This is a genomic window from Parashewanella hymeniacidonis (assembly GCF_016900895.1).
Lineage (GTDB): Bacteria > Pseudomonadota > Gammaproteobacteria > Enterobacterales > Shewanellaceae > Parashewanella > Parashewanella hymeniacidonis.
In genome coordinates this window covers 1-14271 of the sequence record NZ_JAFEUN010000113.1, presented here as the reverse complement: position 1 = coordinate 14271, position 14271 = coordinate 1, and the positions used below count along the sequence as shown (strand labels likewise).

Sequence of the window (14271 nt, the reverse complement as noted above, 5' to 3'; positions counted from 1 at the left end):
GGTTGGGAAACGATTTGGGAAGGTTGGGATACCCTTCAATCTTATGTCGTTGGATATAGGATGGCGAAAGAAATGCTAGCTGACGGAGAAATGCACTAAGATCTGATCAAGAGACAGGATTTAACCTGCAAGAGGCACAAACAAAAATAATAAAGCTAAGGTAAATCTAAAATGCTAATTAATGAAAATCGTTCTCAAAGGAGAACTAAAATGAATAATCCAAGTGAAAACAAAAACCCAAGAGTATTGGATACATCGGCACTAGTTCATGATCCAAAGTCACTTCTTGCGTACAGTGAAGACGTATACATCTGTCTAACAGTTCTAGAAGAATTAGATAACTTAAAAGAAAGAACTAACAAATCGGTTAGTGCTGATGCTCGTGTATGTATTCGTATGCTTGAAGATATAATAAATGGGCACAGTGCAGAAGAGATGGAAGCTGGTATTCCACTGCCTTCTACTGAAACAGCTAAACGAGGAAAACTGTTTATTGGAATTGATACCCAGCTCGATATGGCTAAAGAGTTAAAGCACGGTATTGGAAGTGACGCTGACAATAGAATAATTAACTATGCACTGTATCTTCAGAAGGACTTAGATAAAGACGTAATAATTGTTAGCCGTGACATTAATATGCGCTTGAAAGCTCGAACCGTAGGGGTCATGGCAGAAGACGTTGCCGTAGATAATCAAATATCAGATATTGATCTTTTATACACAGGGGTACAAGCCTTTAAAGGAGATCTTTTTGATCGAATTAAATCAGACAAAGACTTCAAGGTTTCAGGAGAAGTTTATACTTTCCCAATAAGTCTATTTAATGATGAAGTTCAGCCAAACATGTATTGGTACGATGAAGCTGGACACATTGGGCGAATTTCAGAAGTAACAGATACTGAGGTATTCACAAAGTTATTGCCTCGTAAACAAGAAAAAGTATGGGGCATTTTGCCTAAAAATCAGCGTCAGGCAGTAGCTTTAAGCCAATTAACAGATCCATATTATGACTTAAATATCATCCTTGGCCCTGCTGGCTCCGGAAAAACTTTTTTAGCAGTTGCTTCGGCGCTGCATCAAGTATTGGAGTTAAAAAAGTACAAAAAAATCGTTGTGGTGCGCTCCAGAGACTTTATGGACGATGATCCGGGGTTTTTACCCGGTGACCTGACAGAGAAATCAATGCCGTTATTAGCAGGTATAACAGATGCGCTTATATCAATGCATTCAGGTGATAACAATGAAGGTAATATTAGTGCAACTGTTGAGCATGTCATAGAGCGTGCCAATATAGAGTTTACTTCTATGGCTTATTTTCGAGGCAGGTCAATTGATGATGCTGTTTTAATTATTGATGAAGCACAAAATATGACCCGTGCTCAAATTAAAGGAATGCTTAGTCGTGGTGGCAAAAATTGTCGCACAATCGTGTTGGGCAACTTAGCCCAGATTGATGATAAGTTTGTAACACCTGCTTCTTCTGGTGCAAGTGCGGCTGTTAATGTGTATCGTCATTATGAAAAAGGATCAGTGCTAATTTTTGATGAAGTAGAGCGTAGTAGCTTGGCTGAATTCACTGAAAAGAATATGTAGGCATCAAACTACCATTCACATTTCCTTATAATATTGCGACAATAGCCACTGCTTTTTGCAGTGGCTTTTCAGAGAAGCCCGTTCCCACGAAAACAGGACGAAATGGATTTACTCTGAACTAAAAGATTAAATATTCACAAAAACTGAGTGACATAGGTGCGTGGCCTAGCGTTGCCGTTTTTTGGTGTATTGATGTCTTTTAATAAAGAAGACCTGCTAGTAAATATAAAAAGGCAGGCAAAACGATTATCTAAATTATTAACTATTCCCCTTGGACAAGCCCAAGAAGCCCTAGCTATTTGTCTTTACGGCTGTGACAGTTACAGCGATTTACTAGTAAAAATAAAAGCTGAATCCTTTGACAACCCATTGATAGCACTGTCTGCACTCTCACCAAACTCGGAAATATTTTTAGTAAAAATATTAGCTAGCCACCTAGATAGCATTATTGGAAATTTTGAAAAAAAGTTTCCCGGCTCCAATATAAATGAAGAGATGGTCGTATCCCTGTTTGGGCTTAGCTTTTCAGAGTTCAAACTCAAAATATCTACCTAAAGTTGTACAAATACGTAAGTTGTCATTTTGTTTTTTGGCGATATTATAATATGAAGGCTGAACGGACAGCCTACGCCTACACATGTTTTTCGCCTTGAAAAACGTGAACAGTGAAGCGGAGCATCCGTAAAAATTTGGTTATTTGAACAATAAATAAAGCAATGTGTTGGTAGGCCATTGTTTATTGGAAAGTTGTTTGGAGAACTAAATGATCTCACTTTATCAATTAAAGAATAAGCTCAATAAACAAGCAAAAGAGTTTGCTGAGTTATTAGAGTTTCCTGATCTTTACGCCCAAGGCCTGTGGGCTAGAGGTGTTTATAACTGCCCTTATTTTTCTGATACCCATAAATATCTCTCTGAAGTCTTTGAAAAGAAAAAGCTGGACTCAATTCTAAAGCACGATTCCCTGAAATATTTAATGATCAACGAATACGATGATCAAGAAATTATTGAATCGCTTCATAAAGAAATTGAATCAATGGCAAACCGTATTGAAAGCCTGATGCTGGTAGATATCGAAACATTAGAGTTAGTTTCAGTGATATACCAAGTTTTAGGGTTGCCTGAAGATGCCAAGTTTATTGTAAATACAGGTGCAGACTTCCGCTTAGAGTGGCGACCATACTTTGATGCCTTTGATGATCCGTTGACAGTTCAATATGCAGATTTAAAAGTTCATGGTTGTTATTTCAGGCTAATCGCTTGCAAGTTTCCATTTGAAAAGCTTTCCTTGGATGACATTAAAAAATACATGTACATCAATCATGTAAACCATAATGGTGAGTTTGAAGGCTGTATTTCTGAAGGAAATACATTTTCTAAGCATGTGCACTGGCTGGTGTTGACACTTGAATTATTCAGTAGCGGCAAAGTAAATAAGGCTCAGTTCAATCCAACAACCTTCAAAATTGAAGGGATGCGGTATTTAGTATACGGCTTTCCACTACCAGCTTCACTTGTATCTGATTGGCATAAGCCGGAGCTATGTCTACAAGTCAAAAACGTAGACGGTGATCAAAAATTCATAGTTCGTATTGATCAACAAGCCCTTGTTTTCTATGCACGCCGTGTTGATACCAACTTTTTTAACACTATCGACTATGAGAAATACATTTCATTGTATAAGTCTAGTGTTCTGTCTCACTTTGATGCTGATAACCAGTTATTGGAAGTTGATGGGGTTAAGTACCTCAGTTTTGTCCGACCGTTTTGCTTAGAAGATAGCAAGGGAGCACAAGCATGAGACCTAGAATTAAACTAACTAATGCAACATTGATTTCAATTCAATCTGATTCAGAAGAACAGGTTGATCAAGTGCTTTACGCAACTTTTGCTGAAGATAGTGAAAGTAGTGCCAAAGGTGAGGCATTGTATACAACGAAAGTGATGGAAATAAATGGTCTTGAATATAGAACTTTTGGCGCTGACTTTTATACCTTAGATGCTGAACCTAAATTGTTTGATGTAAGTGTGTTTGAGTTCAATTTAATGCATGAGTTCATGTACTCTCCTGAAGAGCTATTAGAGCTGAGAGAAATGCTCCCATCTAGCTATTAATTGGGAGTTAACAATTGGATAAAACATATTTAAAGGATGCCAACATAGTATCTGTTTACGACTATAAGGAATTTGAACAAAACTTTCTTGGCGAGTTTTTATCGGGGGTTGTTATTGACGATGAAACATTTAGATTTCGGCTCTTTGAGCAAATAGTGACTTCAAAGATTGTTAGCAAATCTGCTGATGGGGATAAGTTAGAAATAAACACACATAGTGGGAGTTGCTATGTGATTGATGCTGACCATAAGTTAATTGATATTTCGTTTGTTGAACTGGTTGTTATGTGAGCAGGAGCTTATTCAGCACATCGAGTTTTAGAAATGAGGGAGCAACTTAAGTCTCGAAATAAAAGTCATTGAATAACGAAGATAAGAAGACTGACGAGATTATTATGTGTCACTTATACCGTTGAAAAATTTGACGATAATCAAATATTCATAAATGTTTATACAGCATCAATTTACTTAGTCAAAAATTTGCATTAGTATTAGAGCTGTATATTTGTAAGAGAATTTTATGTCTAAAGCATTTTCAAAAGTCTTAGTAATGACGCTTATGCTGGTTGCCTTTGTAGGGCAAGCATTTGCGTATTCTGCTATGTCTTGTGAAATGTCATCAGGTTCTCACGAATCACACATGAACATGGATCATTCCAAAATGAGTCATCATGAAGGAATGAATCATGGGGATATGAATAAAAGCAGTAATGGTCAATCAGAAGATGGTTGTGATGTTGAATGTGTTTGCCCTGCAAATGCTTGTTCATCTACCACAGTTCTAAATTCCAGTGTTGACTTAACAGATATTCAATTATTGAGTGAATCTGTAGCTGCTCTGCAACCTAAACAACCTCATTCAATTTCCACTTCCCTTTATCGTCCACCGATTTTTGCCTAATACAGGATTAGTGCGCCCAAATTTCGCGCACATGTAATAAATTTTTCTGTTAGTCAATACAGCGTCGTAGCGCTATAGATATTTTCCAGCGATGTCTGGGGGCAAAAATGATCAATCAGTATTTAAAAATAGCAGTTGTAATGCTGCTTTCATCAGCGTTTGCAAACGCTAATGAACATAACCATGTAGATAATCACGACGTAACACCTTTGGAGTTAATCGTTTATAAAACCCCTACTTGTGGGTGTTGTAAAAAATGGATAACTCATATTGAAGACGAAGGGATCGTTGCGCATTCCAAAGATTTCCGAAACATCGGCAATATCAAAACTAAGTATGGTATTAAGCCTAATTACCGCTCCTGCCATACGGCAGTGAGCAGAAATGGATTTGCCTTTGAAGGTCATGTACCCGCTAAATTTATTCAGCAGTTCTTATCAGAAGAACATCCCAATGCGATTGGGCTTTCAGTTCCAGCAATGCCAGTTGGCTCTCCCGGTATGGAAGTCGGTGACCGCTTTATGCCATACAACGTGTTAATTCTATTTAAAGATGGAACGAGCAAAGTCTATGCAAAAGTTAAGACATACGAGGAGCAATTCTAATGAAATTGAACGCTTTAAACCTTACTTCACTTTCAACTGCACTAATACTCGGCTTATCTGTATTCTCAGCTCAAGCTGAGAAAGTAGTGTCGCTTGAACAAGCTATCACCTTAGCTCAGCAAAATGATCCTTGGCTTCATGGTAGCCGATTGAAACAAAGTGCAGTTGAAAATAGAAGTATTGCTTCAGGTACTTTGCCTGATCCGAAAGTATCGCTAGGGATAATGAATTTACCAACAGATACTTGGGATTTAGATCAGGAAGGAATGACTCAGCTAAAGGTTGGCGTCTCTCAAATGTTTCCGAGAGGCGACAGTCTAGAGATCAAGCAAGACCAGTTACAAATTGAGTCCACGAAATTTCCACTGCTACGAGAGGATCGTAAAGCTAAGTTGAAAAGCCAAGTGTCACAGCTTTGGTTAGATGCCTACTTAGCGCAACAAACCATTAAATTGATTGAAGCAGACTGGTCTCTATTTGAGCAAATGGCGGAGGTGGCGAAAGCTAGTTACTCAAACGTTGTTGGTAGAACCAGACAGCAAGATGTTATTCGTGCTCAGTTGGAAATCGTGCAGTTAGATGACAGATTGACGTCTCAAAAGCAGAAACTTGAAACGACAATCGCTCGTCTCAATGAGTGGCTTCACATTTACGATGCGGACCGATTGAATGAATCATTCAACTTTGATGCGCAACCATTAGAATTTAGTGTCTCAAAAGAATTGCCTTCGATTCGATTGAAGAATCCAACAGTCCTAAAAGCATCTAACTACTCAAGAAATATATTGGCTCAGGAACTTGCGAATCATCCAGCTATACTTGCAATTGATGTAAAGCGCAAAGCTTCAGAAAAAGGAGTTGAGTTAGCCAAACAGCAATATGAGCCGCAATGGGGTGTTAATGCGAGCTATGCCTATCGTGACGATATGCCTTCTGGTGATAGCCGAGCTGATTTATTTTCTGTTGGTGTAACGTTTGATTTGCCGTTGTTCACTGAGAATAGACAAGATAAGCAAGTAGCAGCGTCTATTGCAGATGCAGAGGCTATTAAAACAGAGAAGCTTTTACTGACAAAACAAATGATCAGTGCCTTAGAAAAAGAGCTAAGACAGCTTAAACGCTTATCAGATAGACAATCTATCTATCAAGAACAACTCCTTAAACAAACTCATGACCAAGCGGAAGCGTCTTTGACGGCTTACACCAATGATGATGGCGATTTTGCCGAAGTTGTTCGAGCAAGAATTGCCGAATTAAATACCAGAATATCAGCTTTAAGAATTGATGTTGATGCACTTAAAACAGTTACTCGCATCAACTATTTCTTTGCGCATTCTCAATCTAAATCAAATGCTGAACATAAGCCATTGCACACTTCGCACAAAACTAATCAGCACTTATCCAATAAGCAATTTGGAGAAAAATAATGTCAACGAATACGAAAACAATTATTGCCGTCATTATTGGGGCAGCACTAGGTGCAGGAGCATTGAGCTTATATCAAGGTGCAGGCTCAAACAGTGATACTGATGAAGCTACATCAGCAGAGAAACAACCGCTGTATTGGGTTGCACCGATGGATTCTAATTACCGCCGGGACAAGCCCGGTAAGTCGCCTATGGGGATGGATTTAACTCCTGTGTATGAGGAAGGATCATCTGGTGATGACTTTGGCCCCGGAGCAGTAAAAATTGCGCCTCATGTAGTGAATAACCTTGGGGTTCGCACTGCACCTGTTGAACTGAAAAATATGCATACTGAAATCTCAACGGTAGGTTACGTTCAATATGATGAAGATAAGCTAATTCATATCCACCCACGGGTTGATGGCTGGATTGAAAAACTTTACATCAAAGCAGCAGGTAACCCTGTAGAGAAAGGGCAGCCTCTTTATACACTATATTCTCCTCAGTTAGTTAACGCGCAAGAAGAACTGTTAATAGCGTTAAAGCGCGATAATAGTTCCTTAATTTCAGCAGCCAAAGATCGCCTTAAAGCGTTACAGCTTTCTTCAGATTTCATTCAAAAGTTAGAAAAGACAAGAAAGGTTCAGCAAACAATTACCTTTTATTCACCACAAGCAGGTGTTGTCGATGGTTTGAAGGTTAGAGAAGGTTTTTATGTAAAGCCGGGAAACACCTTATTAAGCATTGGCCAGCTAGATCAAGTTTGGGTTGAAGCAGAAGTGTTTGAACGTGACGCAGCCTTAATTAAAAAAGGACTTCCTGTATCAATGACACTGGATTATTTACCCGGTGAGGACTGGGCTGGTGTCGTTGATTATGTTTATCCAACATTGAACAGTAAAACACGCACACTCCGAGTGAGATTGAAATTTGATAACACAGACTATCAATTAAAACCAAATATGTTTGCACAAGTCTCTATTCACGCTAATCAAGCTGATAGCACCATCCTCGTGCCTAAAGAAGCCGTTATTAGAACAGGTAAACAGGACAGAGTAGTACTTGCGTTAGGTGATGGGCAATTTAAATCTATTGAAGTGACTATTGGCCGGGTTGATATCGACAGCATCGAAATATTAGACGGCTTAAATGAAGATGACGTTGTGGTGACATCTGCCCAATTCTTGATTGATTCTGAATCAAGTAAAAGCTCTGACTTTAAACGAATGACTCATGATGAAGTGCCTAACTCTGTTTGGATGCAAGGGGATGTTAATAGTGTTATGGCAGGGCACCGCATGGTTAATATTTCACATGGCCCTGCTGAAGCTTGGGATTGGCCTGAAATGGTTATGGATTTTACTGTGGCTGAAAAAGTCGATATTGACTCATTAAAGTCAGGTCAATCTCTGCACTTTGAAGTGAGTAAAACCGAAGGCGGTGGATATGAAATTACTGGAATTCATATCATGAGTGAGTCTGGTGATATGAGTGAAGAAGTATCTTTTGCAACAGTATCAGGTCTAATTAATTCTATTAATGTTGATACGCGTGTTCTAAATATTAGCCGAGGTCCAATAGATAAATGGGATAGACCTGCTGCGACGATGGATTTTATCGTCGCGGACAATATAGAAATAGTTGATTTCACTGTTGGTGATAACGTCATTATCACCTTTGAGGTAAGAGATGACTTAGTTATCACTGACATTTCTCTTGAATCAGATGAACAACACGGCAAGGAAAATAAGCCGGTCGTTGATCACTCGAATCATTAAGTTGGGAGAAAAATAATGATTGAATCAATTATTAGATGGTCAATTGGCAATCGTTTCTTTGTATTGCTGGTTACCTTAATTATTGCGTTTGGTGGTTTGTATTCATTAAAAAAAACGCCAGTGGATGCACTCCCAGATCTTTCTGATGTGCAGGTGATAATTAAGACGAGCTATCCGGGACAGGCACCACAAGTAGTACAAGATCAAGTGACGTTTCCCCTTACTACAGCGATGTTGTCAGTACCGGGAGCGCAAACTGTTCGTGGCTACTCATTTTTTGGTGACTCTTATGTTTATATCATTTTTGATGACGATACTGATTTGTATTGGGCAAGAAGCCGGGTTCTAGAATACTTAAGCCAAGTAGCATCGAGCTTGCCTGATTCAGCTAAGCCGCAATTAGGGCCTGATGCAACAGGTGTGGGTTGGGTATACATCTACGCTTTAACAGATAAATCTGGAAACCATGATCTAAGCCAATTAAGAAGTATTCAAGATTGGTTTTTAAAGTATGAATTGCAAACTGTACCGGGCGTGTCTGAGGTTTCCGCCGTTGGCGGTATGGTTAAGCAATATCAAGTGCAAGTTGATCCCGACAAGCTCAGAGCTTATAACGTGCCGTTAAGTCATATCCAAATGGCACTTAAACGAGGCAATAAAGAAACGGGCGCATCTGTTGTGGAAATGGCGGAAGCTGAGTATATGGTTACTGCTACGGGGTATATTCAATCAGTTGGAGACATTGAGAAAATTCCACTTGGTATTAACGAACAAGGCACGCCATTGCGTATTGGTGATGTTGCTACCGTTAATTTAGGGCCTCAAATGCGCCGTGGTATCGCAGAGCTAAATGGTGAAGGAGAAGTTGTTGGTGGTGTTGTCGTTATGCGCTTTGGTGAAAACGCTCAACAAACCATAAACGGGGTAAAAGAAAAACTTGAATCGCTTAAATCTTCTCTACCAGAGGGGGTGGAGATTGTCCCTGTTTATGACAGATCGAAGTTAATAGATCGTGCTGTTGATAATCTTTGGAGCAAGTTGCTTGAGGAGCTTGCAGTCGTTGCTATTGTTTGTGTTGCTTTCCTATTTCATCTTCGCTCATCAATTGTGGCAGTTGTTACTCTACCACTAGGCATTTTGGTGTCGTTCATCATCATGTATATGCAAGGCATCAATGCCAATATTATGTCTTTAGGCGGTATTGCGATTGCGATTGGTGCGATGACTGATGGTGCAATAGTGATGATTGAAAATATGCATAAGCATATGGAGAAAACACCACTTACAGATGAAAACCGCTGGCAAATCGTAGCCAAGGCTGCGAGTGAAGTAGGCCCTGCATTATTTTTTAGCTTACTGATTATTACAGTCTCATTCTTACCTGTATTTATCTTGGAAGCGCAAGAAGGAAGAATGTTCTCTCCGCTCGCTTATACAAAAACCTATGCAATGGCGGCATCAGCAGGCTTGGCGATCACATTGGTGCCTGTATTGATGGGCTACTTTATTCGAGGCAAAGTTGTTTCTGAAAAGAAAAACCCGTTAAACCGATTATTGATTGCTATCTACTTGCCTGTTTTAAAACAAGTTATGAAGTTTCCAAAATCGACAATAGTAGCAGCAGTATTAGTGACTATCATTGGTTTTTGGCCTGTAGATAAAATTGGTAGTGAATTCATTCCGCCATTGGATGAAGGCGATCTCATGTATATGCCTACTACCTATCCCGGTATTTCAATTGGTAAAGCAAGGGAGTTATTGCAGCAAACAGACAAGCTTATTCGCACTGTGCCAGAAGTTGAAACAGTGTTTGGTAAAGTAGGAAGAGCTGAAACTGCAACCGATCCTGCACCTTTAACCATGATTGAAACCTTTATTCAGTTGAAGCCTCAAGAAGAGTGGCGTGAGGGAGTTACAACAGAATCGTTAAAAGCTGAGTTTGATAAGTTGGTTAAGTTTCCGGGCTTAACCAATGCTTGGGTTATGCCAATCAAGACTCGAATCGACATGTTAGCTACAGGTATAAAAACACCTGTAGGCATTAAAGTTGCCGGACCAGAGCTTGATGTAATTCAGGAAATCGGCCAACAAATAGAGCAAGTTTTACCCGAAGTTGCAGGCACAGCGTCAGTTTATTCTGAGCGCGTTGCAGGTGGACGATATATTAAGGTTGATATTTCACGAGATAAGGCAAGTCGCTTTGGGTTAAATATCGAAGATGTCCAACAAGTGGTTTCTACTGCTATTGGCGGCATGAATGTGACGCAAACAGTAGAAGGTCAAGAGCGTTACCCTGTTAACTTACGCTATCCGCAAGACTATCGAGACTCTCCTGAGCAGCTATCACGATTACCTGTCGTAACACCTAATGGACAGCGTATTGCGTTAGGGGATGTCGCAGATATTCGAGTTGAGAACGGTCCGCCGGGGATTAAGAGTGAAAATGCTCGTTTAAATGGCTGGACGTTTATTGATATAGACGGTGTTGACGTTGGTACTTATGTTGAAAGTGCAAAAATCCACTTGGCTAATAATCTGACACTACCAGCAGGCTATTCAATTACGTGGGCTGGGCAATACGAATATATGGAAAGAGCGAAAGAAAAGCTCACCTATGTACTGCCATTGACACTCGCCATTATTGTTATTTTGCTTTACTTAAACTTCAGAGCATTTAGTGAAGTGGCTATCATTATTGTGACTTTGCCAATGGCAATGATTGGTGGCTTATGGTTAATGTATCTGGAAGGATTTAACTTCTCCGTTGCCGTTGGTGTGGGCTTTATTGCGCTGGCTGGTGTAGCGGTTGAGATAGGCGTGATAATGCTGGTCTATCTCAATCAGGCGCTTGCTGAGCTTAAGGAAAAAGCTGAAGAGCGAACAGAACCTATCTCAGATGATGTATACCAAGATGCACTATTACACGGTGCTGGTTTGCGTGTTCGTCCAGTAATGATGACGGTAGCCACAATCATTATCGGCTTAATGCCTATTTTATATGGTACAGGTACAGGCTCTGAAGTAATGAGTCGTATTGCTGCACCAATGGTAGGAGGCATGACAAGTGCTGTACTGCTCACTCTAATTGTATTACCTGCGATTTATTCAATCGTTAAAAAGCCTGAAGTAAATGCCTTTAACAAAGGGCTTTCTAACGCGGAGCTAAAAAATAATGCTTAGCAAAGTTAGAAAATATCACAAATGGCTTATGGCATTTGTCGGAATACAATTTCTGTTCTGGTCTATTACTGGCGTGTATATGGTGACTATGGATATTCACTATATACATGGAGAGTCATTAACTAAGAGTGAGGAAGTCAAAATAGATTTAGCAAGTGTGGATTATTCTATTGCAGAACTTGCTGTTGCTTATCCTGAAGCTAGCCAAGTCAGGCTTACCCAAAGCATGGGCAGACCTTTGTACTCTTTTATTAGTGGAGAACATGGGAAAGTAGCAATTGATGCTGAAACTGGGGCTGTTCGTCCCCTTGTTGATGAAGCCAAAGCTAAAGAAATCGCACAATACCACTATGTAATGAATCATGACATTGACAGCATAAGGCTGATTAAGTCAGTGACAGATATGCCTGCTGAGTTGTCGCCAAGACACTTACCCGTTTGGAGAGTAACGTTTGACCAATTTGCCACACCAACATTTTATATAAGTAAACAAACAGGCGCTCTCGTTGCCAAGCGACATGATTACTGGCGGTTGTTTGATTGGATGTGGCGTTTTCACATTATGGATTACGATGATGGAGAAAACGTATCTAACTGGTTTTTGTTCTTAGTTGCAACTCTAGGTCTAATGGGCGCAATTACTGGCGCTGTATTGACTTATTATCGAGTGTTTTCTCCAAATAAAAAGGAAGTCATTTGATGCGACTATTCAAGTTAAATACATCAGTACACAAATGGCTTTCTTTATTTGTTGGTTTACAACTGCTTATTTGGTTGGGAACTGGCCTTTACTTCAACCTGATGGATCACAGCAAAGCCAGTGGTAATGAGCTTAGAGTTCATTCTCATCATGAAGGTAGCATTACAGCCTTTGACCTATTCCCTATTAAAGACATTATTAGTGAGGCTCCACAGGAAGTAAACCTTATATGGGTTTTACATCAGCCTTACTATCATTTGGTGTTCGATAAGGGCCAGCATAGCTACCAAGTACGCGACTCATTGCTATTTGATGCTGTAACAGGAAAGCTATTTAATCTGTCTGAAGAACAAGTACTAACTTTGGCAAAAAACTCTTACTCAGGTGAGGGCAAGTTAACTACTCCAGTGTTATCTCAGCCTCCATTTTCAGATCACATAAGGCAGCAAAACCCTATGTGGCAAGTTGTTGTTGAGGATGAGAATAATACAACTATTTATTTAGATAGTATTACAGGCCAAGTGCTTCGCCATGCCAATGATGATTTCAGATTGAAAGATCTGATGATGAAGCTTCACTTTATGGACTATGGCAATTCTGGAGGATTTAACCATTGGTTGATCATTGCATTTGCTTTTGCAACGCTATTCCTTTCAGTTACTGGTGTTACTTGGCTGATACAACAGTATCGAGGCGGTTTACTCAAGCTAGGTTGGGGCACTAACAGGCAAAAAGTGGCAGTGACTTTTTCCAATCAAAATACTACTACTGACATCTCAGCAGTTGGCCGCTCAACTGTATTAGAAGGGCTAGCTAGTTCACATGTATACCTTCCTTCAAGTTGCGGTGGTGGCGGTACTTGTGGCAAATGCGTGTTCTTAAGTTCAACTAAATTACCTATCACATTATCTGAACGGGAACATTTATCTCAGGAGCAACTTAAGGAAGGCTTTCGGCTTGGATGTCAGCATAGATTCTCTGAAATTAGTTCGATTGAAGTTAATACTGACCTCAATATTGAAAATCATGAGCTAGTTGTGGTTGCGACTAATTTCATTACTCCTTTTATCAAGGAAGTGAAATTTAAGCTGAAATCAGGCAAACAATTGGCATTTAAAGCTGGTGCATATATGCAATTTGACGTGCCAGCAGGGGTGAATAGTTTACGCCCAGATGATATGCCAGAGAACTTTGAAAAATACTGGGAAAGTTATTCTCATGGAAAGTTTTCACATGACGGCGTAACTCGCCATTACTCCTTGGTTAACTTTGATCAAGAAACAGATGAGCCAACCTTCAACATCCGCTGGCAAACGGCTAAGGATGGTTATAATGCAGGTATAGGTTCAAGCTATTTAGGGTCACTCGAAGTTGGTGAAACGATAATCGCAAAAGGTCCTTTTTCTGACTTTTACGCGACTTCAGATAAAAAGGTTCCTCGCATCTTTATTGGCGCTGGTTCAGGACTTGCTCCACTCAGAGCGATCATTTTTGAACAGTTGAAAAAACGTCAAGACGAAGGTGATTTGACTCTCATCTATGGTGCGCGAACTGAAGATGATTTGCTCTACTGCGATGAGTTGAACTCATTGAGTGAGCAGCATAAAAACTTTTCTTATATTCCCACACTTTCTAACCCTTCAGAACAATGGCAAGGGCATTCTGGCTATGTACAGCAAGTACTTCTGCCGTATTTGAGCCAAAACGTAAAATTCCTGTCTACAGAATTTTACTTGTGCGGCCCAGAAGCAATGATGAGTGAAGTGGAACAAATAATTACTGATGTTGGTATACCCAGTAATCAAATTTTCAAAGACAAATTTAGTCTTTAATACATAAATTAAATAGAGGTAACCCATATTCCGCATGGGTAATCAGGTTAAATTTATATTTCAAATTTAACCTGATTTTTAACACGAAAATAATAATACATCGTCTGGTATCCTAAATTTTATGCATGACAAGCGGCTTCAACTAAGAAGCTACACTTTCTG

Annotated in this window: 12 protein-coding genes; all 12 read left to right on the top strand. The window is 39.7% G+C overall.

Annotation, left to right across the window (positions count from 1 at the left end):
• Positions 1–210: 210 nt before the first annotated feature.
• The 12 genes from JQC92_RS18030 (at position 211) to JQC92_RS17975 (ending at position 14109) form a co-directional block, all read left to right on the top strand.
• Positions 211–1593, top strand: a complete 1383-nt coding sequence (locus tag JQC92_RS18030) for a PhoH family protein (protein WP_029773033.1) — start codon at positions 211–213, stop codon at positions 1591–1593.
• Positions 1594–1785: 192 nt separating this feature from the next.
• Positions 1786–2148, top strand: a complete 363-nt coding sequence (locus JQC92_RS18025; RefSeq protein ID WP_008109624.1) for a hypothetical protein — start codon at positions 1786–1788, stop codon at positions 2146–2148.
• 208 nt (positions 2149–2356) lie between these two features.
• Positions 2357–3394, top strand: coding sequence for a hypothetical protein (locus tag JQC92_RS18020; RefSeq protein ID WP_205000941.1), 1038 nt, complete (start codon positions 2357–2359; stop codon positions 3392–3394).
• On the top strand, positions 3391–3708 hold the full coding sequence (locus JQC92_RS18015; protein ID WP_205000940.1) for a hypothetical protein: 318 nt from the start codon (positions 3391–3393) through the stop codon (positions 3706–3708). Before JQC92_RS18020 ends, JQC92_RS18015 begins: the two co-directional genes overlap by 4 nt.
• A 14-nt stretch (positions 3709–3722) precedes the next feature.
• The gene (locus tag JQC92_RS18010; RefSeq protein ID WP_239480625.1) at positions 3723–3998 is read left to right on the top strand and encodes a hypothetical protein; all 276 of its coding nucleotides are present in this window, start codon (positions 3723–3725) and stop codon (positions 3996–3998) included.
• A 229-nt stretch (positions 3999–4227) separates the two neighbouring features.
• Positions 4228–4608, top strand: coding sequence for a hypothetical protein (locus JQC92_RS18005; protein WP_205000939.1), 381 nt, complete (start codon positions 4228–4230; stop codon positions 4606–4608).
• Between the two features lie 107 nt (positions 4609–4715).
• Entirely contained in the window at positions 4716–5213 is a 498-nt protein-coding gene (locus tag JQC92_RS18000; protein WP_205000938.1) for a DUF411 domain-containing protein, read from the top strand.
• Complete coding sequence (locus JQC92_RS17995; RefSeq protein WP_205000937.1) at positions 5213–6640, top strand: TolC family protein; 1428 nt, start codon at positions 5213–5215, stop codon at positions 6638–6640. Before JQC92_RS18000 ends, JQC92_RS17995 begins: the two co-directional genes overlap by 1 nt.
• Positions 6640–8397 carry an efflux RND transporter periplasmic adaptor subunit gene (locus JQC92_RS17990; protein WP_205000936.1) on the top strand — a complete coding sequence of 586 codons (1758 nt, stop codon included), beginning with the start codon at positions 6640–6642 and terminating at the stop codon, positions 8395–8397. Before JQC92_RS17995 ends, JQC92_RS17990 begins: the two co-directional genes overlap by 1 nt.
• 15 nt (positions 8398–8412) lie before the next feature.
• The gene (locus tag JQC92_RS17985; protein ID WP_205000935.1) at positions 8413–11577 is read left to right on the top strand and encodes an efflux RND transporter permease subunit; all 3165 of its coding nucleotides are present in this window, start codon (positions 8413–8415) and stop codon (positions 11575–11577) included.
• Positions 11570–12277 carry a PepSY domain-containing protein gene (locus JQC92_RS17980; protein WP_205000934.1) on the top strand — a complete coding sequence of 236 codons (708 nt, stop codon included), beginning with the start codon at positions 11570–11572 and terminating at the stop codon, positions 12275–12277. Before JQC92_RS17985 ends, JQC92_RS17980 begins: the two co-directional genes overlap by 8 nt.
• Complete coding sequence (locus tag JQC92_RS17975) at positions 12277–14109, top strand: 2Fe-2S iron-sulfur cluster-binding protein (RefSeq protein ID WP_205000933.1); 1833 nt, start codon at positions 12277–12279, stop codon at positions 14107–14109. The genes JQC92_RS17980 and JQC92_RS17975 overlap by 1 nt, the downstream gene beginning before the upstream one ends.
• Positions 14110–14271 lie beyond the last annotated feature (162 nt).

Coding starts and splice junctions, on each gene's coding strand:
- JQC92_RS18030 (WP_029773033.1), top strand. CDS start 211: ATGAATAATCCAAGTGAAAACAAAAACCCAAGAGTATTGGATACATCG.
- JQC92_RS18025 (WP_008109624.1), top strand. CDS start 1,786: ATGTCTTTTAATAAAGAAGACCTGCTAGTAAATATAAAAAGGCAGGCA.
- JQC92_RS18020 (WP_205000941.1), top strand. CDS start 2,357: ATGATCTCACTTTATCAATTAAAGAATAAGCTCAATAAACAAGCAAAA.
- JQC92_RS18015 (WP_205000940.1), top strand. CDS start 3,391: ATGAGACCTAGAATTAAACTAACTAATGCAACATTGATTTCAATTCAA.
- JQC92_RS18005 (WP_205000939.1), top strand. CDS start 4,228: ATGTCTAAAGCATTTTCAAAAGTCTTAGTAATGACGCTTATGCTGGTT.
- JQC92_RS18000 (WP_205000938.1), top strand. CDS start 4,716: ATGATCAATCAGTATTTAAAAATAGCAGTTGTAATGCTGCTTTCATCA.
- JQC92_RS17995 (WP_205000937.1), top strand. CDS start 5,213: ATGAAATTGAACGCTTTAAACCTTACTTCACTTTCAACTGCACTAATA.
- JQC92_RS17990 (WP_205000936.1), top strand. CDS start 6,640: ATGTCAACGAATACGAAAACAATTATTGCCGTCATTATTGGGGCAGCA.
- JQC92_RS17985 (WP_205000935.1), top strand. CDS start 8,413: ATGATTGAATCAATTATTAGATGGTCAATTGGCAATCGTTTCTTTGTA.
- JQC92_RS17980 (WP_205000934.1), top strand. CDS start 11,570: ATGCTTAGCAAAGTTAGAAAATATCACAAATGGCTTATGGCATTTGTC.
- JQC92_RS17975 (WP_205000933.1), top strand. CDS start 12,277: ATGCGACTATTCAAGTTAAATACATCAGTACACAAATGGCTTTCTTTA.